The 22,069-nt window shown below is 55.2% G+C and carries 18 protein-coding genes and 1 pseudogene; 2 read left to right on the top strand and 17 right to left on the bottom strand.

The features are described from left to right. Position 1: 1 nt before the first annotated feature. The 17 genes and pseudogenes from AC1RS8_RS15760 to mtnA form a co-directional block, all read right to left on the bottom strand. Positions 2-1,039: a polysaccharide biosynthesis protein gene (locus AC1RS8_RS15760; RefSeq protein WP_057713776.1), complete on the bottom strand. Its 1,038-nt coding sequence runs from the start codon at positions 1,037-1,039 to the stop codon at positions 2-4. A 13-nt stretch (positions 1,040-1,052) separates the two neighbouring features. Next, a complete protein-coding gene (locus tag AC1RS8_RS15755) occupies positions 1,053-2,255 on the bottom strand; it encodes a glycosyltransferase family 4 protein (protein WP_413425560.1) in 1,203 nt (400 codons plus the stop codon). After that, positions 2,255-3,427 carry an EpsG family protein gene (locus AC1RS8_RS15750; RefSeq protein WP_489339039.1) on the bottom strand — a complete coding sequence of 391 codons (1,173 nt, stop codon included), beginning with the start codon at positions 3,425-3,427 and terminating at the stop codon, positions 2,255-2,257. The genes AC1RS8_RS15755 and AC1RS8_RS15750 overlap by 1 nt, the downstream gene beginning before the upstream one ends. Beyond that, a complete protein-coding gene (locus AC1RS8_RS15745) occupies positions 3,414-4,673 on the bottom strand; it encodes an oligosaccharide flippase family protein (protein ID WP_489339040.1) in 1,260 nt (419 codons plus the stop codon). Before AC1RS8_RS15745 ends, AC1RS8_RS15750 begins: the two co-directional genes overlap by 14 nt. Before the next feature lie 426 nt (positions 4,674-5,099). Next, positions 5,100-6,170: an LPS O-antigen chain length determinant protein WzzB gene (locus tag AC1RS8_RS15740; RefSeq protein WP_057713773.1), complete on the bottom strand. Its 1,071-nt coding sequence runs from the start codon at positions 6,168-6,170 to the stop codon at positions 5,100-5,102. Positions 6,171-6,290: 120 nt separating this feature from the next. Then, positions 6,291-6,479, bottom strand: coding sequence for a LapA family protein (locus AC1RS8_RS15735; protein ID WP_057716573.1), 189 nt, complete (start codon positions 6,477-6,479; stop codon positions 6,291-6,293). 50 nt (positions 6,480-6,529) lie between these two features. Next, positions 6,530-6,826, bottom strand: a complete 297-nt coding sequence (gene ihfB / locus AC1RS8_RS15730) for an integration host factor subunit beta (RefSeq protein WP_046042607.1) — start codon at positions 6,824-6,826, stop codon at positions 6,530-6,532. 149 nt (positions 6,827-6,975) lie between these two features. Beyond that, positions 6,976-7,260 carry a hypothetical protein gene (locus AC1RS8_RS15725; protein WP_223502426.1) on the bottom strand — a complete coding sequence of 95 codons (285 nt, stop codon included), beginning with the start codon at positions 7,258-7,260 and terminating at the stop codon, positions 6,976-6,978. Between the two features lie 210 nt (positions 7,261-7,470). Further along, entirely contained in the window at positions 7,471-9,162 is a 1,692-nt protein-coding gene (rpsA, locus tag AC1RS8_RS15720) for a 30S ribosomal protein S1 (protein ID WP_007973639.1), read from the bottom strand. A gap of 120 nt (positions 9,163-9,282) precedes the next feature. Next, a complete protein-coding gene (gene cmk, locus AC1RS8_RS15715; protein ID WP_007973641.1) occupies positions 9,283-9,972 on the bottom strand; it encodes a (d)CMP kinase in 690 nt (229 codons plus the stop codon). Beyond that, positions 9,969-12,176: a bifunctional prephenate dehydrogenase/3-phosphoshikimate 1-carboxyvinyltransferase gene (locus AC1RS8_RS15710; protein WP_489340640.1), complete on the bottom strand. Its 2,208-nt coding sequence runs from the start codon at positions 12,174-12,176 to the stop codon at positions 9,969-9,971. Before AC1RS8_RS15710 ends, cmk begins: the two co-directional genes overlap by 4 nt. A gap of 28 nt (positions 12,177-12,204) precedes the next feature. Continuing rightward, positions 12,205-13,317: a histidinol-phosphate transaminase gene (hisC, locus tag AC1RS8_RS15705; RefSeq protein WP_090457149.1), complete on the bottom strand. Its 1,113-nt coding sequence runs from the start codon at positions 13,315-13,317 to the stop codon at positions 12,205-12,207. 13 nt (positions 13,318-13,330) lie between these two features. Next, positions 13,331-14,425 (bottom strand): prephenate dehydratase, encoded by a 1,095-nt coding sequence (gene pheA / locus AC1RS8_RS15700; protein WP_007939916.1) that lies wholly within the window; start codon positions 14,423-14,425, stop codon positions 13,331-13,333. Next, complete coding sequence (serC, locus tag AC1RS8_RS15695) at positions 14,425-15,510, bottom strand: 3-phosphoserine/phosphohydroxythreonine transaminase (protein ID WP_057713770.1); 1,086 nt, start codon at positions 15,508-15,510, stop codon at positions 14,425-14,427. The genes pheA and serC overlap by 1 nt, the downstream gene beginning before the upstream one ends. 28 nt (positions 15,511-15,538) lie before the next feature. Beyond that, positions 15,539-15,652: pseudogene (locus AC1RS8_RS15690) on the bottom strand (outer membrane lipoprotein carrier protein LolA); the annotation flags it as partial. Positions 15,653-15,711: 59 nt separating this feature from the next. After that, the gene (gyrA, locus tag AC1RS8_RS15685) at positions 15,712-18,366 is read right to left on the bottom strand and encodes a DNA gyrase subunit A (RefSeq protein WP_057713769.1); all 2,655 of its coding nucleotides are present in this window, start codon (positions 18,364-18,366) and stop codon (positions 15,712-15,714) included. Between the two features lie 425 nt (positions 18,367-18,791). Next, the gene (gene mtnA / locus AC1RS8_RS15680; protein WP_057713768.1) at positions 18,792-19,868 is read right to left on the bottom strand and encodes an S-methyl-5-thioribose-1-phosphate isomerase; all 1,077 of its coding nucleotides are present in this window, start codon (positions 19,866-19,868) and stop codon (positions 18,792-18,794) included. A gap of 108 nt (positions 19,869-19,976) precedes the next feature. Here mtnA and AC1RS8_RS15675 point away from each other — a divergent pair, with 108 nt between their 5' ends. After that, a complete protein-coding gene (locus AC1RS8_RS15675) occupies positions 19,977-21,311 on the top strand; it encodes a TRZ/ATZ family hydrolase (protein WP_090457151.1) in 1,335 nt (444 codons plus the stop codon). A gap of 58 nt (positions 21,312-21,369) precedes the next feature. Beyond that, positions 21,370-22,068: a bifunctional 2-polyprenyl-6-hydroxyphenol methylase/3-demethylubiquinol 3-O-methyltransferase UbiG gene (ubiG, locus tag AC1RS8_RS15670; protein ID WP_057713766.1), complete on the top strand. Its 699-nt coding sequence runs from the start codon at positions 21,370-21,372 to the stop codon at positions 22,066-22,068. Position 22,069: the final 1 nt, after the last annotated feature.

Genomic DNA, 22,069 nt, shown 5'->3' with positions numbered 1-22,069 from the left:
CTTATTCCTCAGGTGTGGCGTGCTCACCACGCTGGATAGCGCGCATAAAGTTTAACTTGAGGAGCAGTTTCTGCATACCTTCTACATCAAGACGCTCGGTATTATGCGAGTTGTAGTCTTCTGTGCGAGAAATTTTAGTCTCACCCTGCTCCACAAACTTGGAGTAATTCAGATCCCGCAGATCCGGCGGTACGCGGAAGTAGTCACCGCGGTCTTCTGCGCAGGCCATTTCTTCGCGACTAAGCAACGCTTCGAAAAGCTTTTCACCATGACGGGTGCCAATAACCTGAACGGGATGATCTGGCACATTAAGCATATTGATCAATGCTTTCGCCAATACTTCCACAGTCGCTGCAGGAGCTTTCTGGACGAACATGTCACCATTTGTGCCATGCTCAAAAGCATACAAAACCAGATCGACCGCATCTGCCAAAGTCATCATGAATCGCGTCATGTTTGGATCAGTCAGGCTCAGAGGTATGCCCGAGCGGATCTGATCAACAAACAAAGGAATAACGGAACCGCGGGACGCCATCACGTTACCGTAGCGAGTACCGCAGATAACCGTATTATTATCGTTACGCGATTTGGCAACCATTACTTTTTCCATCATTGCTTTGGATATACCCATTGCATTGATTGGATAAACAGCTTTATCGGTACTCAGGCAAACTACGCGCTTGACGTTATTCTGTATTGCCGCTTCCAGTACGTTATCCGTACCAAGCACATTTGTTTTCACAGCCTCCATTGGATGGAATTCGCATGAAGGGACCTGCTTCAAGGCAGCGGCGTGAAAAATATAATCTACTCCACGAGTAGCGTTGAGCACACTTTGGAAATCTCTGACGTCGCCAATATAAAACTTCAGCTTGGTGTTTGCGTATTTTTTACGCATGTCATCTTGCTTTTTCTCGTCTCGGCTGAACACGCGGATTTCTTTGATATCGGTATCGAGAAACCGTTTCAGCACAGCATTACCAAACGACCCGGTGCCACCGGTGATCAAAAGCGTTGAGTTACTGAAAGAAATAGCCATGAGAAGACCCCACTTATTGTGATGAAATGATAATACTTCTTGCGTTCTCGACGCTCAAGTATTTTTCGTAATAGCGCCGACCATTGGCCCCTAGCGCCTTACAGAGCTCAGCATCCTTAATCAACAAGTCCAACTTGCCTTTTAGATTAGTTACATCTCCCGCCACTACGGCAAAACCAGCACATATTTTGTTTTCAAGGATATCTCCAAAATCCGTAACTGAATCCAAAGACGCAAGCACCGGAAGAGAAACTTTAAAATAATCTAATGACTTAGAGGGAAAGCTCGGCACAGTTAACTTCTTAGACAGCGAAATCAGACCCACATCACAGGCCTGAACTACATGCTGATACTCATCACGAGGCACGTAGTCGATAAACTTTACGTTCTTTAACCCTCGAGCAATTACCGACTTCTCCAACCTTTCCTTCTCAGTCCCCTTGCCAATAAAAAGGAAGGTCACATCACCGCCAGAGTAGAGCTCGGCCAAATCGAGAATATTGTCCAACTCCTGAACAATAGACATTGCACCACCATAAACAGCGATAAACCCCGCCGATGGCAAATCGTACTTCAACCTTATTTCAGACTTATCTATCGGATCAACCTGCTTGATCTTCGCCCAAAGAGGCAAAATTTCAACACGCTGCTTATCCACTGCCGGAAAATTATCAAACAGGAATTTCGCATTCCCTTCAGTCATGCATCCGATACGATCAAAACTTTTATACATTATCTGCTCAAGATAACGGAAAAAGCCAAAAAACAGCTTATTTCTAATAGCACCAAGGTCTTTCAAGTAATATGGGAAGAAATCCCAGAGCACCAGAAAAGACCGGGAGTCATATTTCTTCCTAAAATAACGCGACATCCCCAAAATAGTCACACAAGGCGTATTGGCAATTAACAAGTCGCATTTATCCACTTGCTTTCGCACTTCATGGCGAGCCAGGAAGGGAAACAGGAAAATCTTCAGGGCAGTACCGATGACCCCTGTATTGTAAAATATAGCCGGAAGCTTGACCCTGATAACCTTGATACCATCAATCACCTTAGTGAATGACACAGGTTCATTCTTGAGCCACGAGAAAACAACCACCGAGACATTATGCCCTTCCTCATTCAATGAGTAGGCCAACTCATTAGTCAACCAGGCATCTTTCTTGTCATCTGCGTATTTGGTAGTAAGCAGAACGATATGTTTACTTGTTTTCATTATTTGGACCACAGCACGTCTAATTGGTTGAGCAAATCATTGGTACGATCTTGCCCAGTCGAATTTTTATGATCATAAAAGAGCTGACTTTGATAGGGTATATAAACAATAGAAAGCGGACTTGAGAGAAATCTATAGAATGGCAAGTATGCAATTATCGCAACCACAAATATGACAATAATGCGACTTGCGTATGTCACATACTGCAAAGCCCCGAGTGCACACCCTACAAGAAATATGGCGAAGAAAAACTGATACCGGGTGGATAGAGTTGGAAATCCAAATATAATCAAAGGAATGAGCAGCCCCAACAAGGCTAGCCGACAGGTTTGTACCCCGCCCCCATCACCAAGGTTCTCAACACTAGAGGACTCATGTTTTACCCATGCCCCATATATACATACAAAAAACACTAGTGAAACGACAGCAAATGCAGCTCGATATGCAAAGGACGCATTAAAAACATCACGATCCAAATAAATCATATATTTTGGATTGACGTAAACAATCAGAACCTCAACAACACCGCGAATGATATCAAAAGAGGATACATACAGCGCCACCGAAGCAGCAAAAACCAATGAAAACGCCCTTCGACTTAAGGGAAACATATAGAGCAATGCAAGTAGCAACAACCCACCTACAATCGAATAGTGCAACGAGCAAGCAATCGCAAAGAAGACGAAGCCTGAGATTTTTTTATCTGAAAAAAACTTATACACACCTATCAAAAATATACTAACTGCAAGACCTTGCCTAAGCAGAGAAAATGCAGGTATCAAATAAAAATCTGGAACCGAGTACATTATCGCCATAACGACCAGGCAATACCTGGGAAAAAATCGTCTTGCTGCGAAAGCTATAAAAGAAACCTCCAATATACTTATTACCGCAGAAAACTGCTCGAACGCCAACCCTATACTTGTTGAAAACTGGACAAGCCACTCGTACCCAAACTCAAAATCAAGATAAAAAGCCTCCCCACTTTGGACCGCAGCGTAATGCGCCTCATAGATTGGCCAATCATATCCGGTTTGAAACTTCAACCCCACAAACAAGGCAAGCAACGTCACCTGTAAAAAAAACAACCATGCCGAAGGAAGATTATCTTTTCTCAATGAGAGAATAGCCAGCAACCAAACCACAACATATACAATATTATACTGCGTCATACTTATTATTCTGTTCTAAAGGCGTTGAGTTGTATCGCGTTACCAAGAACCATATTAATACCACAGTCAGAGAAACAGCCCCCTGCAGTGGATATCCATAAGCCATATTATTGAAACCATAAAACCGATAACACAAAACACAGAAAAGGAGATACAACAACGCACTAAGCATTTCGTAGGCGAGATAGAATCGAACATGCTGTTTAGCTATCATCATATAAAGAAACACCCAACTCAGACACTTTAAAGCATCGCCAATTACATAAACCTTCATGATTCCGGTTGCAGCTGCAAAAGCATCACCATAAATCAACCAAATAGCGAAGCTCGCCAATACGTTTACAGAGACAGCCATCACAACAACAAAACCGAGTGCCATTACCCCTATACGAAACACTAAACTCGTCAGCCCCCTACCCTCTTGTGAACTGTACTTAGGTAACAACAACGTAGAAAAGAGAACACTACATATACCCATGTATATGTCGGACAGACGAGTCACTGCATACCACGTGCCTGCCTCAGCCATTGAGCCGTTAGTAGATATATAGTCTCGCAGGACAATCTGAACGCCGTAGACTATGACTACCGACCCCAAGGCCATAAGGGAGTAAGACAACAATATTTTTATGACTTCAACATCCAAACTAACCAGATTGAGGCGTGGAAGTCGAAATCTCGCAGGCAGAAGCAGCACGCACACACCCGCAATAGCAGGTGCCAGCGCTATTGAATAAACAGCTCCTGGCTTGCCAAAAACAATGGAACAAGCACACGTCAACAGCGCTGTAAAAAATGCTGTTATCACGGAATACCAAAAATACTCACTGTATTTTTGACCACCATTAAAATAAGAAATGAATAAATTATTCAAACCTATAAAAAATGCACCTAGAGGCAGAAGCATCAACACCTCTGCCCACCCACCTTGTAAGAAAAAATTTGAAATAAGTGTGCTTGAGAAAAGCAAAACCAAAGCGAAAGAAAAACTAAAAGCCAATAGCAGCATCAATGACGACTGCAGGACTCGCTCTTTTGGATATTTATCTTCAGCTATCAGCTTTACCACACCGGTGGTCGTTACCGAAGATACACCAGCACTTAAAATCTGAAGAAAGGCCTGTATCTGTCCAACTACAGCCATGCCGCTCGGCCCAACATAAAACGCCACTACTTTCAGAGATGCGATAGCGAACATTAGTTTAAAAACTGCCTGACAACCAATGTTGATGATTGGCCTAATCATTCTGTTCCGCATCCCTGTCCCGCAACCATAACCAACTCGCCTACCATAGACCAACGCCCAGCGCAATAATATTTAAGGCAATTCTAAAATCTATACACTTTTCCCGGCATCAGGCGAAGGCCTTCTAATTGCCCCGCTCGCTATTATCTCCTAGATGACACAATTGCGTTACCAGATTTTGATAGGTAGCCGCATTTCTACGTATCGGCATGCGCTTTATGGCTTGATATTGCCATCGAACCGCGAACGCTTGGCGCGCCATCCCCCTCCCCCTCCGCGACCAAGCAAAAAAAAGGGGGGGGGTAAGGAAGGGCACGTATTTGAAAACGACTGCTCAGAGTGGCGAGCGCTGCGTTTCCGAACGCAACACAAGCATCCAAAAGAAAGCCCCGGACGCCCTTGCAGCCAATAGGCAATTTACCCACCTCAGGTATGCGAGGAGGGAACCAAAATTTTTGCGCGCAACAAAGGTTTGAAATACCTGAACAGAGCCAACGCCAGCCCCAGGAAGAGCCCAAAGCACGCCCCCTGTATCAGAATTGATAATTTATTCGGCTTGATCGGACTATCGGGATCGTCAACTGCTCCGTCCTGTCGATATACCGAAACACTGGAGGAATCGATTGTCAGATTTTTAAGAAATAAGTACTTAACTTGCAAAACTCGCAGACTCTGAATGAACGGATCATCAGACTCACGCCTTTCCAAGCCATCAATTTCGGCTTGGAGCGCATCACTTCCACGCATATACAAAGCCTGACTATCCACACCTAGAGACAACTCCGCAGACGTTCTCCCACTGATAATGACCGGTTTGTTCAAACCAACGGCCCTAGCAATCACCAGAGCCTCACTTAGGACCTTTATTTTGTCCTCTCGCTCTCGGCGAGCACTTTCACGGAGACCATTAATCTGTTGTTCCAAGTTGCGCGCTCTAACCTGAGCCTCTCTAACCACGTTTTTGATCATTTCGTTTTTTGCTGCAACACCGGCATTTTGAACATAAGTGCGCACCCATTCACCAGCTTCCGAAGGGTTGTAGCCCTGCACAGTAACAGAATAACGGTCTGGGCCTTCCTTACCACCCACAGATATAACCAACTGCTTTGAGAAATTTTGATACAGACGGTCGCGCGAACCCTTGCGTGCATTTTCAGTCAACGACGGTAAATAAACCTCATCGAAAAAAGAACGTCGCAAGGATTCACTAAAGAGATTACGAACAAATACGTCATAAACATCTTTAACAGTGAAAGGCGGCAGGTCGGAATTCAATGTTCGACCATAGTTAAAATCCGCAATATCGTTTTGAGTGGGAGGCAATACGTAAATTCTGGCCTCATACAATGGCTTAGCTGTAAAGGCATATACCGCCGAGGCTATAGTCACCAGAATGATTACACTGATAACTACCCACTTCTGCACCCAAAGCGCTTTGATCAAGACAAAAATATCTATCTCATCACTGCTTGTTGAGGCGGTCGAGAGTTGGAGCATAATGATCAGTACCCTTAAACGCTAGAAAAGACTTATCTACGAAACAAACAGCCCGCCACTTCTTGCGAACTGACTAAAATGCAACGGCCTGTCCTATCTTGACCTAAAGTTAACAGACTTCTAACCCCGATACTTTCTGAGGCTAGCACACCAACTGAACAGAGGCCCCACCGCCAAACCGATTAACAACGACAGCAACATATACAGTGACACTGGAAGTTTAGGCATCAACCAACCTAGAAATTGCACACCAACTAATTCTTGGTTTTCCAGCACAAACGCCACTATCAATACAACTATTAAGATCATCAGGATGAACCCGACATAACGAATTGGGGCGGCGCTACGAGCCTTTCCACTCACTGCTGCTCCTCCTCGTCCTCATTCACCCGATCCCTAAGCTCTTTCCCCGGCTTGAAATGCGGAACGAACTTGCCATCGAGACTGACAGACTGGCCAGTTTTCGGATTGCGCCCTACCCGTGGCGCACGGTAGTGCAGAGAGAAGCTGCCAAACCCCCGGATCTCGATACGATCCCCGGTAGCCAGACATTGGGACATTTGCTCAAGCATGGTCTTGATGGCCAGCTCCACATCCTTGGATGAGAGCAGCCCTTGATGGGTGACAATTCGTTCGATCAACTCCGACTTCGTCATATTTTTCCCTTCTTTTTCAAGCAGCTAGATCAGCGCTTCAAAGGTTTTAGCACGCCTGCACGATTTTGAACAGCCTGAGTTTTACCATCTATCCCAGCCCCCCAAAATGCTTGATCCCCGGAACGGGAAGACTCTGGGCGATCACCCTGTCATCGGCAAATCACCAGCATAGTGCGCGTCAGGAAACCTGCCGGGTTGAACCCGAAAAGCCCACCCTCCTCCTCGTCTTCCTTGAGATCATCAGACCTTGCCACGACCTGGTAGCCCGTTCCCTTGCATTCCTTGGCCGCACGCTTGTAACACTTGTCCCATTTCGAACCGAGCCCCGAACAATCGACCTCAATACCGCTAACCCCACGCACTACGTGAGTCTTGGCGCTGGTGGTACAACCCGCCAATGCCAGCACTGCCACTGCGACAATGAGCTTGTTCATTCACGTCCTTTTGCCAGAAAGCCTGTCAGGCGATCATTAGTCTCAGGCTAAAGACTAGCTGCAAATAAGCGCTTGATCCGACTAAACATTCAGACCTTCTTTTGGCGTTTTTGGTTCACGCCCCAGGCAACTGCATCCGAACGCAATTCACCAAACGCCAGGCACAAAAAAGGGCGACCGAAGTCGCCCTTTTTTACAGAAAGTCAGAACTTAGTTCTGTTTTTCCATTTGTGCACGCAGCAGGTCACCCAGAGTGGTGGCCACAGGAGCATCAGTAGCTACTGGCTTGTCGCGCAGGCTCTGGATTGCTTCTTTCTCGTCTTCAACGTCTTTCGACTTGATCGAGAGCTGAATTACACGGCTCTTGCGGTCAACGCTGATGATCTTGGCTTCTACTTCTTCGCCTTCTTTCAGAACGTTGCGCGCGTCTTCAACGCGGTCACGGCTGATTTCGGAGGCTTTCAGAGTCGCTTCGATATCGTCGGCCAGAGTGATGATGGCGCCTTTAGCGTCAACTTCCTTCACGATGCCTTTAACGATGGCGCCTTTGTCGTTCTCTTGAACGTACTCGGAGAACGGATCGCTTTCCAGTTGCTTGATACCCAGGGAGATGCGCTCGCGCTCTGGGTCAACCGACAGGATAACGGTGTCCAGCTCGTCGCCCTTCTTGAAGCGGCGAACGGCTTCTTCGCCCACTTCGTTCCAGGAGATGTCGGACAGGTGAACCAGACCGTCGATGCCGCCGTCCAGACCAATGAAGATACCGAAATCGGTGATCGACTTGATGGTGCCGGAGATTTTATCGCCCTTGTTGAACTGGCCAGAGAAATCTTCCCATGGGTTAGATTTGCACTGCTTGATGCCCAGGGAGATACGACGACGCTCTTCGTCGATGTCCAGAACCATGACTTCCACTTCGTCGCCGACTTGTACGACTTTCGAAGGGTGGATGTTCTTGTTGGTCCAGTCCATTTCGGAAACGTGTACCAGACCTTCAACGCCTTCTTCCAGCTCAGCGAAGCAGCCGTAGTCGGTCAGGTTGGTTACACGCGCGGTAACGCGAGTGCTTTCTGGGTAACGGGCTTTGATAGCAACCCATGGATCTTCGCCCAGTTGCTTCAGGCCCAGGGAAACACGATTGCGCTCGCGATCGTATTTCAGAACCTTGACATCGATCTCGTCGCCAACGTTGACGATTTCGGAAGGATGCTTGATACGCTTCCAAGCCATGTCGGTAATGTGCAGCAGGCCATCGACGCCACCCAGATCGACGAATGCGCCGTAATCGGTGAGGTTCTTGACGATACCTTTGACTTGTTGGCCTTCCTGCAGGGATTCCAGCAGAGCTTCGCGCTCGGCGGAGTTCTCGGCTTCCAGGACGCTGCGACGGGAAACGACAACGTTGTTGCGCTTCTGGTCCAGCTTGATGACCTTGAATTCCAGCTCTTTGCCTTCCAGGTGCGTGGTGTCGCGCACTGGACGGACGTCAACCAGAGAACCTGGCAGGAACGCACGGATGCCGTTAACGTCGACAGTGAAGCCGCCTTTAACCTTACCGTTGATAACGCCCTTGACCACTTCTTCGGCTGCGAAGGCTGCTTCCAGAACAATCCAGCATTCAGCGCGCTTGGCTTTTTCACGGGACAGCTTGGTTTCACCAAAGCCGTCTTCAACCGAGTCCAGAGCAACGTGAACTTCGTCACCGACGTTGATGTTCAGTTCGCCAGCGTCGTTGTAGAACTGCTCAAGCGGGATGAGTGCTTCAGACTTCAGGCCAGCGTGAACGGTTACCCAGCGAGCTTGGTAATCGATATCAACGATAACACCGGTGATGATGGAGCCTGCCTGAAGGTTCAGGGTTTTTAGGCTTTCTTCAAAGAGTTCCGCAAAGCTTTCGCTCATTTTAATTCCTGTTGATGAGGGCGAAGAATACGCCCATCTCCACACCCCAGACGGTGTGGGTTAGTTTCATTTAAAAGAAGCCACCGCAGGACTATGACTGGTCCCCTGCGGCCTTCTTGGTCACCCGGCGATATCGCGAATGGCGATCTCGCTCATGATGCGTTCCAGCACCTGGTCGATGGATAATTCCGTGGAATCCAGCTGTATGGCGTCAGCCGCCGGTTTGAGCGGGGCTACCGCTCGCTGGGTGTCACGCTCATCGCGCGCACGTATCTCATCTAGCAGACTCGACAGACTAACACCCTCGACCTTGCCCTTCAACTGCAAATATCGACGGCGTGCCCGCTCCTCGGCGCTGGCGGTCAGAAAAATCTTCAGCGGCGCGTCAGGAAAAACTACCGTACCCATGTCGCGACCATCCGCCACAAGGCCCGGCGCTTCCTGAAAAGCTCGCTGGCGCTGCAGCAGCGCCTCGCGTACAGCGGGCAATGCAGCCACCTGGGAAGCGCCGGAACCGACGCTTTCGGTGCGAATGACATCGCTGACTTCATCACCTTCCAGGATGATGCGTTGCAACTGACCGTCCGTCGCCGCGATGAACTGCACATCCAGATGAGCGGCGAGTTTCTTCAGCAGCTCTTCATTGGTCAGGTCGACACCATGGTTATGCGCGGCGAAGGCCAGCAATCGGTACAACGCACCGGAATCCAGCAGGTTCCAGCCCAGGCGCTTGGCCAGAATCCCGGCTACCGTGCCCTTGCCCGAACCACTTGGCCCATCGATGGTGATGACCGGTGCAATGTTGTTCACGACTGTGCCTCTTGCGCCACGCGAATACCGACCTGTGCGCACAGCGCCAGGAAATTCGGGAACGACGTCGCGACGTTGGCGCAATCATGAATGCGGATTGGCGCACTGGCGCGCAGCGAAGCAACGCTGAACGCCATGGCAATACGGTGATCACCATGACCGTGCACTTCACCGCCGCCGATCTGGCCGCCGTCGATGATGATGCCATCCGGGGTTGGGTCGCACTTGACGCCCAGCGCCAGCAAACCATCCGCCATGACCTGGATGCGATCCGACTCCTTGACCCGCAGCTCTTCGGCACCACGCAACACGGTGCGCCCTTCGGCACAGGCGGCGGCGACGAACAGCACCGGGAACTCGTCGATCGCCAGCGGAACCAGCGCCTCGGGAATCTCGATACCCTTGAGTTTAGCTGCACGTACGCGCAAGTCAGCCACCGGTTCGCCACCCACTTCACGCTGGTTTTCCAGGGTGATGTCGGCGCCCATCAGGCGCAGGATGTCAATCACGCCGGTACGAGTCGGGTTGATGCCGACGTGTTCCAGCACCAGTTCCGAACCCTCAGCGATCGATGCTGCTACCAGGAAGAACGCCGAGGACGAAATATCACCCGGGACTTCGATATGGGTCGCGGTCAGCTTGTTGCCGGACTCGACCGATGCGGTCGCACCGTTGACCGTTACCGGGTAGCCGAAGCCACGCAGCATGCGCTCGGTATGGTCGCGGGTCGGAGCAGGCTCGGTCACCGTGGTCTTGCCTTCGGCATACAGACCGGCCAGCAGCAGGCAGGACTTAACCTGGGCACTGGCCATCGGCATGGTATAGGTCAGGCCCTTGAGCTTGTTGCCACCACGAATGGTCATCGGTGGACGACCTTCGGCGGCGGTTTCGATCACCGCGCCCATTTCACGCAGCGGATTGGCCACGCGATTCATCGGGCGCTTGGACAGCGAAGCGTCGCCGGTCAGGGTGCTGTCGAAGTTCTGCGCGGCCAACAGGCCGGACAGCAGACGCATCGAAGTACCGGAGTTGCCCAGATAGATCGGGCCCGGTGCCGGCTTCAGGCCATGCAGGCCAACGCCGTGAATGGTCACGCGACCGTGGTGCGGACCTTCGATGACCACGCCCATGTCACGGAAAGCCTGCAAGGTCGCCAGGGCATCTTCGCCCTCGAGGAAACCTTCGACTTCGGTGACGCCTTCGGCCAGGGAGCCAAGCATGATCGAACGGTGGGAAATCGATTTGTCACCCGGTACGCGAATCCGACCGGACAGGCGGCCACCAGGTTGAGCCAGGAAAATCAGATCGTTGGAATTCATAGCGTCCACATAGGCCCTGCGGGCCAGGATTTTACTGAAATGCTCGCGGGCAACCCGGGCGCGAGTGAAAACGCCCAACAATTGGTGCCCATCCCCTGCATCGACCGCGTCGCGCAAGGCGTCGAGATCGCTGCGAAATGTATCGAGTGTGCGCAGGACAGCTTCGCGGTTGGCGAGGAAGATGTCGTGCCACATGACCGGGTCGCTTCCGGCGATTCTTGTGAAATCGCGGAAACCGCCCGCAGCGTAACGGAAGATCTCAAGATTTTCATTGCGCTTGGCCAGCGAATCGACCAGGCCGAACGCCAGCAAGTGCGGCAGATGGCTGGTCGCGGCCAGTACTTCGTCGTGACGCTCGACCTGCATGTGCTCGACATCGGCGCCCAACTCGCGCCACAAACGGTCGACTACCGCCAGGGCTGCCGGATCGGTTTGCTCCAGCGGCGTCAGGATCACCTTGTGGCGACGGAACAGTTCAGCGTTGGAGGCTTCCACCCCACTCTGCTCTGAACCGGCAATCGGGTGCCCCGGCACAAAGCATGACGGCATCTTGCCAAATGCTTCGGTGGCCGCGCGCACCACATTGCCCTTGGCACTGCCGACATCGGTCAGGATCGCCTGCCCCAGATCCATGCCCGCCAGACGCGCAAGCACTTTCTCCATGGCCAGGATCGGCACCGCCAGCTGGATGACGTCGGCGCCCTGACAAGCAACACCCAGGTCTTCCTCGCAGCGATCCACCACACCCAACTCGACCGCGAGCTTGCGCGATTGCGGATCGAGATCGACTCCGACCACTTCGCGGCACAGACCGCTTTCACGCAAGCCCTTGGCAAACGAACCGCCGATCAACCCGAGACCGACCACCACCAGGCGACCGATCATAGGTTCAGCAGATTGCAGCGCAGTGACATCAACCACGAGCCAGAACCTTGGTGAGCGCCTCAAGGAAGCGGCTGTTCTCTGCCGGCAGGCCAATGGTGATGCGCAGGTGGTTTGGCATGCCGTAGTTGGCCACCGGACGCACGATCACGCCTTCACGAAGCAAGCCCTGGAACACCGGGGCCGCGACCTGACCGAGATCGACGCAAATGAAATTGCCTTTGGATGGTATCCAGCTTAGCCCCAGCTCACGGAAACCGGCCTCCAGCTGCTGCATGCCGGACTCGTTCAACTGACGGCTTTGCGCCAGATACTCTTCGTCCTTCAACGCCGCACAGGCCGCGGCCAGGGCCAGGCTGTTGACGTTGAACGGCTGGCGTACACGGTTCAGCACGTCTGCGACCACCGCCGTGGACAAGCCATAACCCACGCGCAGCGCCGCCAGGCCATAGGCCTTGGAGAAGGTGCGAGAAACCAGCAGGTTCGGATAAGCCGCCAGGAAGTCCAGGCCATCCGGCAGATCGCTGCCTTCGGCGTATTCGATGTAAGCCTCGTCCAGTACGACCAGCACATGCTCCGGCACATCCTGCAGGAATTCGTCCAGCGCCTCGGCGTCGAACCAGGTCCCGGTCGGGTTGTTCGGGTTGGCGATGAACACCACGCGGGTGTTGGCATCGATCGCCGCCAGCATGGCAGGCAGGTCATGCCCCCAATCCTTGGCCGGAACCACTTTGGCCTGTGCGCCGACCGCCTGGGTGGCAATCGGGTAGACAGCGAATGCATGCTCGCTGAACACGGCGTTCAGGCCCGGTGCCAGATAAGCACGCGCAACCAGTTCCAGGATGTCGTTGGAACCGTTGCCCAACGTGACCTGATCGAGTTCGACGCGGCACTGCTCGGCCAGCAGACTCTTGAGGGCAAAACCGTTGCCGTCCGGATAACGGGTCAGCTCGGCCAGCGCATCGCGGATCGCCGCCAGCGCCTTGGGGCCAGCGCCCAGCGGGTTTTCGTTGCTCGCCAGCTTGACGATACTGGCTGGATCGAGGTCCAGCTCACGCGCCAGTTCGTCCACGGGTTTGCCCGGAACGTAAGGCGAAAGTTGTTGCACGCCCGGCTGTGCCAGAGCGAGGAAATTGCCACTCATTTGCTACCGCCCCTTAGAGAACTGCTTTCGGGTAGGAACCCAGCACCTTGAGTGCCACTGCTTCCTGACTGATCTTTTCCAGCACACCTTTGACCAAGGGGTCGCGGTGGTGGCCGACGAAGTCGATGAAGAACACATAGGTCCATTTACCGCTGCGCGACGGACGGGTCTCGATTCGCGTCAGGTCGATGCCATTGTCGTGGAACGGCACCAGCAACTCGTGAAGCGCACCCGGCTTGTTGCTCATCGAAACGATGATCGATGTCTTGTCGTCGCCGGTCGGTGGCACTTCCTGGTTGCCGATCATGAGGAAGCGCGTGGAGTTATCCGGACGGTCCTCGATTTTTTCGGCCAGTCGGGTCAAGCCGTACAGGCCGGCCGCCATATCGCCGGCAATCGCCGCCGAGTTCCACTCACCCTTGACCCGCTTGGCCGCTTCGGCGTTGCTGGACACCGCCACGCGCTCGACATTCGGGTAATGGGCGTCCAGCCACTTGCGGCACTGGGCCAGTGACTGGGCGTGGGAGTAGATGCGACTGATGCTGTCGGTCTTGGTGTTTTCACCGACCAACAGGTGATGGTGGATACGCAGCTCGACTTCACCGCAGATCACCATGTCATGTTCGAGGAAGCTGTCGAGGGTGTGGTTGACCGCGCCTTCGGTGGAGTTCTCCACCGGCACCACACCAAAATTCACCGCCCCCGCCGCCACTTCACGGAACACTTCGTCGATCGCCGCCATCGGCTTGCTGATCACGGCGTGGCCGAAGTGCTTCATGGCCGCTGCCTGAGTGAAGGTGCCTTCAGGGCCGAGATAAGCCACTTTCAGCGGCTGTTCGAGCGCCAGGCACGAAGACATGATTTCACGGAACAACCGCGCCATCTCTTCGTTGCCCAGCGGCCCCTGGTTGCGTTCCATGACACGCTTGAGCACCTGAGCTTCGCGCTCGGGACGATAGAACACCGGCACTTCGCCTTCGGCCAGCGAGGCCATCTTTACTCGCGCGACTTCCTGGGCGCAGCGCGCACGCTCACTGATCAGCTCCAGGACCTTTTCGTCCAGGGCATCAATGCGCAGGCGCAGTGCCTTGAGTTCTTGCTCAGACATTAGCCGTGTTCCTTCTCGAACTCTGCCATGTACGAAATCAGCGCATTGACGGCGTTGATGTCGACGGCGTTATAGATGGAGGCGCGCATGCCACCCACGGAACGGTGGCCCTTGAGGTTCAACAGGCCACGCTCGTCGGCACCGGCCAGGAACGGCTTGTCCAGGCGATCATCAGCCAGGCGGAACGGCACGTTCATCCACGAGCGGTCCGACTTGTTGATCGGGTTGCTATACAGGCCGCTGGCATCGATGAAGCTGTACAGCGTGCGCTGCTTGACTTCGTTGAGCTTGCCGATGGCCTCGACGCCGCCCTGCTCCTTGAGCCACTCGAACACCAGGCCGGACAGGTACCAGGCCAGCGTCGGCGGGGTGTTGTACATCGAGCCGTTATCAGCCGCGACCTTGTAGTCGAGCATGGTCGGGCACAGGGAACGGGCCTTGCCCAGCAGGTCTTCGCGTACGATGTTGACGACGATACCGCTCGGGCCGATGTTTTTCTGGGCACCGGCGTAGATCATGCCGAAGCGCGACACATCCACCGGGCGCGACAGAATGTCCGAGGACATGTCGGCCACCAGCGGAACATCGCCGGTTTCCGGGATCCACTGAAACTCCAGGCCGCCGATGGTTTCGTTCGGCGCGTAGTGAACGTAGGCCGCGTCTTTCGACAGCTTCCACTCGTTCTGGCCGGGAATGGCGAAATAATCGTAAGGCTTGGCGGTGGCGGCAACGTTGACGTGGCCGAAGCGCGAAGCTTCTTCGATGGCCTTCTGCGACCAGATACCGGTGTCGATATAGTCGGCCGAGCCGTTTTCCGGCAACAGGTTCAGAGGAATCTGAGCAAATTGCTGGCTGGCGCCGCCTTGCAGAAACAGCACTTTATAGTTCGAGGGGATATTCAGCAGATCACGCAGATCCTGCTCGGCCTTGGTGGCGATGGACACGAACTCATCACTGCGATGGCTCATTTCCATGACCGACAGACCCTTGCCGTGCCAGTCGAGGAGTTCACCCTGGGCGCGCTGCAGGACAGCTTCGGGAAGCGCCGCAGGACCGGCACAGAAGTTATAGGCTCTCTTGCTCACATCCAATCTCGCTCTGATTTGGTGGTATCACTGTAGGAGCGAGCTTGCTCGCGAAAAACCTGAGAGCGCAAGGGTGCACCAGACGCCCTGCGTTATCGTTGACGACCATCGCGAGCAAGCTCGCTCCTACAGGGGATTTCATTATTTCAAAAGGGACAAACAACAAGGGGGCGAATTTTCATCCGCCCCCTGCTTGCCCACTTATTCCTGTGGTTCTTCGTCAGCGGCGGCGTCGAGTTGCTGGTCTTCGGCAACGTCGTCGATCACGACTTCACCGACAAACCCTTCACCCTCTTCACCTTCCAGCTCTTCACCCTCGACTTCCGACGGCTCTTGAACCCGCTCCAGCCCGACCAGTGTTTCGTCGTTGGCCAGTTTGATCAGGGTCACGCCCTGGGTGTTACGACCCAGGCTGGACACTTCGTCGACACGGGTACGCACCAGGGTGCCTTGGTCGGAAATCAGCATGATTTCCTCGCCGTCGAGTACCTGGACCGCACCGACCAGACGGCCGTTACGTTCGTTGCTGACCATGGCGATAACGCCCTGACCGCCACGCTTGTATTCAGGGAACTCGGTGATCGCCGTGCGCTTGCCGTAGCCACGCGCCGAAGCGGTGAGGATCTGGCTGCCTTCTTCCGGAATCAGCATGGAAATCAGCTTCTGACCTTCCGGTAGACGCATGCCGCGCACACCGCGGGCGGTACGGCCCATGGCGCGAACGTCGGATTCCTTGAAGCGCGTCACTTTGCCGCCGTCGGAGAACAGCATGACTTCACGCTCGCCATCGGTGATGGCAGCAGAAATCAGCACGTCGCCTTCGTCCAGTTCCAGTGCGATCAGGCCGACGCTGCGTTGACGGCTGAAGGATTCCAGCGGGGTCTTCTTCACGGTGCCGTTGGCGGTGGCCATGAAGATGTAGTGACCTTCGGTGTATTCCTCGACCGGCAGCATGGTGGTGATGTATTCACCGTCATCCAGTGGCAGCAGGTTGACCAGCGGACGACCACGGGCAGCGCGGGACGCTTCAGGGATTTCGTAGGTTTTCAGCCAGTACACCTTGCCCTTGCTGGAGAACAGCAGCAGCGTGGTGTGGCTGTTGGCAACCAGCAGGTGAGCGATGTAGTCCTCATCCTTGACGCCGGTCGCCGACTTGCCTTTACCGCCACGACGCTGGGCCTGGTACGCAGCCAGCGGCTGGGTCTTGGCGTAGCCACCGTGGGAAATGGTCACGACGCGCTCTTCTTCCGGGATCATGTCACCCAGGGTCAGGTCGAGACGGGCATCGAGGATCTCGGTGCGACGCACGTCGCCGTACTCGGCGCGAATCACTTCCAGCTCTTCGCGAATCACTTCCATCAGGCGCGTGGCGCTGTTGAGGATGCGGATCAGCTCGCCGATCTGGTTGAGGATCTCTTGATACTCGGCCAGCAGCTTTTCGTGTTCCAGGCCGGTCAGGCGGTGCAGACGCAGTTCCAGAATGGCTTGCGCCTGCTCTGGCGACAGGAAGTACTTGCCGTCGCGCAGACCGTATTGCGGATCGAGGTTTTCCGGACGGCACGAATCAGCGCCGGCACGTTCAACCATTGCCACCACAGCAGAGGATTCCCAAGGGGTGCTGACCAGCGCTTCCTTGGCTTCCGACGGCGTTGGCGATGCCTTGATCAGGGCGATGACCGGGTCGATGTTCGACAGGGCAACCGCTTGACCTTCAAGGATGTGACCACGCTCGCGCGCCTTGCGCAGTTCGAACACGGTACGACGGGTCACCACTTCGCGACGGTGGCGGACGAAGGCTTCCAGCAGATCCTTGAGGTTCAGGATCCGCGGACGGCCGTCGATCAGCGCGACGATGTTGATACCGAACACCGCTTGCAGCTGGGTCTGGGCGTAGAGGTTGTTGAGGATGACCTCAGGCACTTCGCCGCGACGCAGTTCGATCACGACGCGCATACCGTCCTTGTCGGACTCGTCGCGCAGCTCGGTGATGCCTTCGAGCTTCTTCTCTTTTACCAGCTCGGCGATCTTCTCGATCAGACGCGCCTTGTTCAGCTGGTAAGGGAGTTCGGTGATGACGATCTGCTGGCGGCCACCGACCTTGTCGATGTCTTCGATCATCGAGCGGGCGCGCATGTAAATGCGCCCGCGACCGGTGCGGTAGGCTTCGATGATGCCGGCACGACCGTTGATGATCGCGGCGGTCGGGAAGTCCGGACCGGGGATGTATTGCATCAGCTCGTCGACAGTCAGCTCTGGATTGTCGATGAGCGCCAGGCAACCGTCGATGACTTCACCGAGGTTGTGCGGCGGAATGTTGGTCGCCATGCCCACGGCGATACCGCTGGAGCCGTTGACCAGCAGGTTGGGAATACGGGTCGGCATGACCGCCGGGATCATTTCGGTGCCGTCGTAGTTCGGCACCCAGTCCACGGTTTCTTTATGCAGGTCAGCCAGCAGCTCGTGCGCCAGCTTGGTCATGCGCACTTCGGTGTATCGCATGGCCGCGGCGTTGTCGCCGTCCACCGAGCCGAAGTTGCCCTGGCCGTCTACCAGCAGGTAGCGCAGGGAGAATGGCTGCGCCATCCGAACGATGGTGTCGTACACCGCGGTATCACCGTGCGGGTGATACTTACCGATCACGTCACCGACAACACGGGCAGATTTCTTGTACGGCTTGTTGAAGTCGTTGCCCAGCTCGCTCATCGCGAACAGCACGCGCCGGTGCACGGGCTTCAAGCCATCGCGCGCATCCGGCAGTGCCCGCCCGACAATTACGCTCATCGCGTAGTCGAGGTAGGACTGCTTCAGCTCGTCTTCGATATTGACCGGGAGGATTTCTTTGGCCAGTTCGCCCATGAGAAGCCTGATTCCTTTTTCTGGTGAAACTTCGTCACATCCATATGGGACCAACGAAGCTCGCCGATACAGGCTGAGTGCCATGCACCGACTTACGACAAATCAACGAGTTATGCCATGGATCTGCGCAGTACGGGTCGCCACTTCGGGCAACCCTGGAAACCGCCGGATGTTATCACAAGAGCCGCCACGCACCTATCCCCCAGATGCGCATGGAGAGTAGTTAGTTGACCGGTGACAGGCTTGAAGGGGACGAGAGGGGCTTAGAGCCGTGTTGAATGGAGAATTTGTGGCTGATTCGGGTTGGTTCATTGGGTTTGACGACCCCATCGCGAGCAAGCTCGCTCCCACAGGTTTTGTGTGCACCGCAAACACTGTGGGAGCGAGCTTGCTCGCGATGGCTATCTTTCAGACGCCAGAAGCTATTAATGCAGGCGCTTACGGCACATCAACTGCGCCATTTTCGCCGTATCCGGGCGCTCGACGATGCCTTTTTCGGTGACGATCGCATCGATCAGGTCCGCCGGAGTCACATCGAACACCGGATTGAACGCTTCGACATCCGCGCCCACCCGCTTGCCACCGACCTCCAGCAACTCGCGGCCATCACGTTCCTCAATCGGGATGTCATCGCCGCTGGCCAGGTGCATGTCGATGGTCGAACTCGGCGCCACCACCATGAAGCGCACGCCGTGGTGCATGGCGTTGACGGCCAGTTGATAGGTGCCGATCTTGTTGGCCACGTCGCCATTGGCGGTGATCCGGTCAGCACCGACGATGACCCAGGTAGGGCCTTTGGTCTTCATGATATGCGCGGCGGCGGAATCGACATTGAGGGTCACGGGAATGCCTTCATTGGCCAGCTCCCACGCGGTCAGCCGCGAGCCCTGCAGCCATGGGCGGGTTTCGTCGACATACACCCGCTCGACCATGCCCTCGATGAAAGCCCCACGAATCACCCCCAGCGCCGTGCCAAAGCCGCCCGTGGCCAGTGCGCCGGTGTTGCAGTGGGTCAGGATCGCCTGGGCGTTGCCCTGATGCTTGCGGATCAGGTCCACACCCAGTTGCGCCATGGTCAGGTTGGCTTCGCGATCGCTTTCGTGAATGGCGATGGCCTCTGCTTCCAGCACCTCCAGCGGATCGGCATTGTCTTTCAGGCGATCAAGCCGGTCGTGCATGCGTCCCAGCGCCCAGAACAGGTTGACCGCAGTGGGACGGGAATCGGCCAGCAGCGCGAAATCCTCTTCCAGCGCCGCGTACCAGTCGCCACCTTCGGCAATCCGGGCACGGGCCGCGAGCACGATGCCATAAGCGGCACTGATACCAATCGCCGGCGCACCGCGCACCACCATCGAGCGAATGGCCTCGGCCACACCGGCTGCACTGGTGTAGGCGATCCAGGTTTCCTCGAACGGCAAAATGCGCTGATCCAGCAGATGGAGAGCGCCATCACGCCAATCGATGGCCTTTACCTTTTCCGCAGCCAACAGTCGATCGCGCATCCCTCACCCCGCACTCATGAACAAAAGCCGCCGATTATAGCGATCCCCCCGCGAAGACGCTCGGGTATACTTCGCCATCCTTTACAAAAGCACTGGAACCGACCCTCGATGCCGAACACTGCCGCTGCGCTCGACCTGTTATTGCTGCCGACCTGGCTGGTACCCGTCGAACCTGCTGGTGTTGTCCTCAAGGAACATGGCGTGGGCATCCGTGATGGACGCATCGTGTTTATCGGCCCACGTTCCGCCGCACTGAAGCTTAACGCAACCGAAACCCGCGAGTTGCCCGACATGTTGCTCAGCCCCGGCCTGATCAATGCCCACGGGCACGCGGCGATGACGCTGTTCCGTGGCCTGGCCGATGACCTGCCATTGATGACCTGGCTGGAGAACCACATCTGGCCCGCCGAAGCCAAGTGGGTCGACGAGGACTTCGTGCGCGACGGCACGGATCTGGCCATCGCCGAGCAAATCAAAGGTGGCATCACCTGTTTCTCTGACATGTACTTCTTCCCGAAGGTTGCCAGCGAGCGCGTGCACAACAGCGGCATTCGCGCGCAGATCGCGATTCCGATCCTCGACTTCCCCATTCCGGGCGCCGCTACAGCGGACGAAGCCATTCGTCAGGGCGTCGAGTTGTTTGGCGATCTCAAGCACCACGAGCGCATCAAAATCACCTTCGGCCCCCATGCACCCTACACCGTGGGCGATGAAAATCTGGAAAAAATCCGGGTGATCGCCGAAGAACTGGACGCCTCGATCCACATGCACGTGCATGAAACGGCGTTTGAAGTGCAGCAATCGGTCGAGCAGCGCGGTGAACGACCGCTGGCCCGACTGGCGCGCCTGGGCTTGCTGGGGCCACGCTTCCAGGCGGTTCACATGACCCAGATCAGCGAAGAAGACATGACGCTGCTGGTAGAAAGCAACAGCAATGTGATTCATTGCCCGGAATCGAACCTGAAGCTGGCCAGCGGGTTCTGCCCGGTAGAGCGTTTGTGGCAGGCCGGGGTCAATGTCGCGGTCGGCACCGATGGCGCGGCCAGCAACAACGACCTGGACCTGCTCGGCGAAACCCGCACCGCGGCCCTGCTGGCCAAGGCTGTCGCCGGTTCGGCCACCGCGCTGGATGCCCATCGTGCCTTGCGCATGGCCACCCTCAACGGTGCCCGGGCACTGGGTATCGAGGCCGAAGTCGGCTCGCTGGAAATCGGCAAGGCCGCGGACATGGTGGCTTTCGATCTCTCGGGGCTGGCCCAGCAGCCGGTCTACGACCCGGTTTCGCAGCTTATATACGCCACCGGCCGGGACTGCGTGAAACACCTTTGGGTTGCCGGCAAGCAGTTGCTCGACGACCGCCGCCTGACACGCCTGGATGAACAACAGCTAAGTACTGTCGCGAAGGCCTGGGGCCGGCGCATCAGTGGCCGCACCGAATCGTAAGCACCCTGGAGCACAATCCGGGGCAACAGGATTTTTCAAGTTTTAGAGGACTTAAACCATGAGCAACGTCGACTACGCCGAAATCGCCAAATTCGAGGCCCTGGCCCATCGCTGGTGGGACCGCGAAAGCGAATTCAAACCGCTGCACGACATCAACCCGCTGCGGGTCAACTGGATTGATGAACGCGTCCACCTGGCCGGCAAGAAGGTCCTCGACGTCGGTTGCGGCGGCGGCATCCTCAGCGAGGCCATGGCTCAGCGCGGCGCGACCGTGATGGGTATCGACATGGGCGAAGCGCCGTTGGCGGTTGCCCAGCTTCATCAGCTGGAGTCGGGCGTGAGCGTCGAATACCGGCAGATCACCGCCGAAGCCCTGGCCGAGGAAATGCCCGAGCAGTTCGACGTGGTCACCTGCCTGGAAATGCTTGAGCACGTGCCAGACCCGTCGTCGGTCATCCGTGCCTGCTTCCGCATGGTCAAGCCCGGCGGCCAGGTGTTCTTCTCGACCATCAACCGCAATCCGAAGGCGTACCTGTTCGCCATCGTCGGCGCCGAATACATCATGAAGTTGCTGCCGCGCGGCACCCACGATTTCAAGAAATTCATTCGCCCTTCCGAACTTGGCGCCTGGAGCCGCATGGCCGGCCTGTCCGTCAAGGACATCATCGGCCTGACCTACAACCCGCTGACCAAGCACTACAAACTGGCCTCCGACGTGGACGTCAACTACATGATCCAGACCCTGCGCGAGGAATAAG

Source organism: Pseudomonas sp. GW821-FHT12A04 (assembly GCF_058807755.1).
The sequence above is the reverse complement of the archived record's forward strand: the minus strand, read 5'-3'. Positions and strand labels throughout refer to the sequence as shown.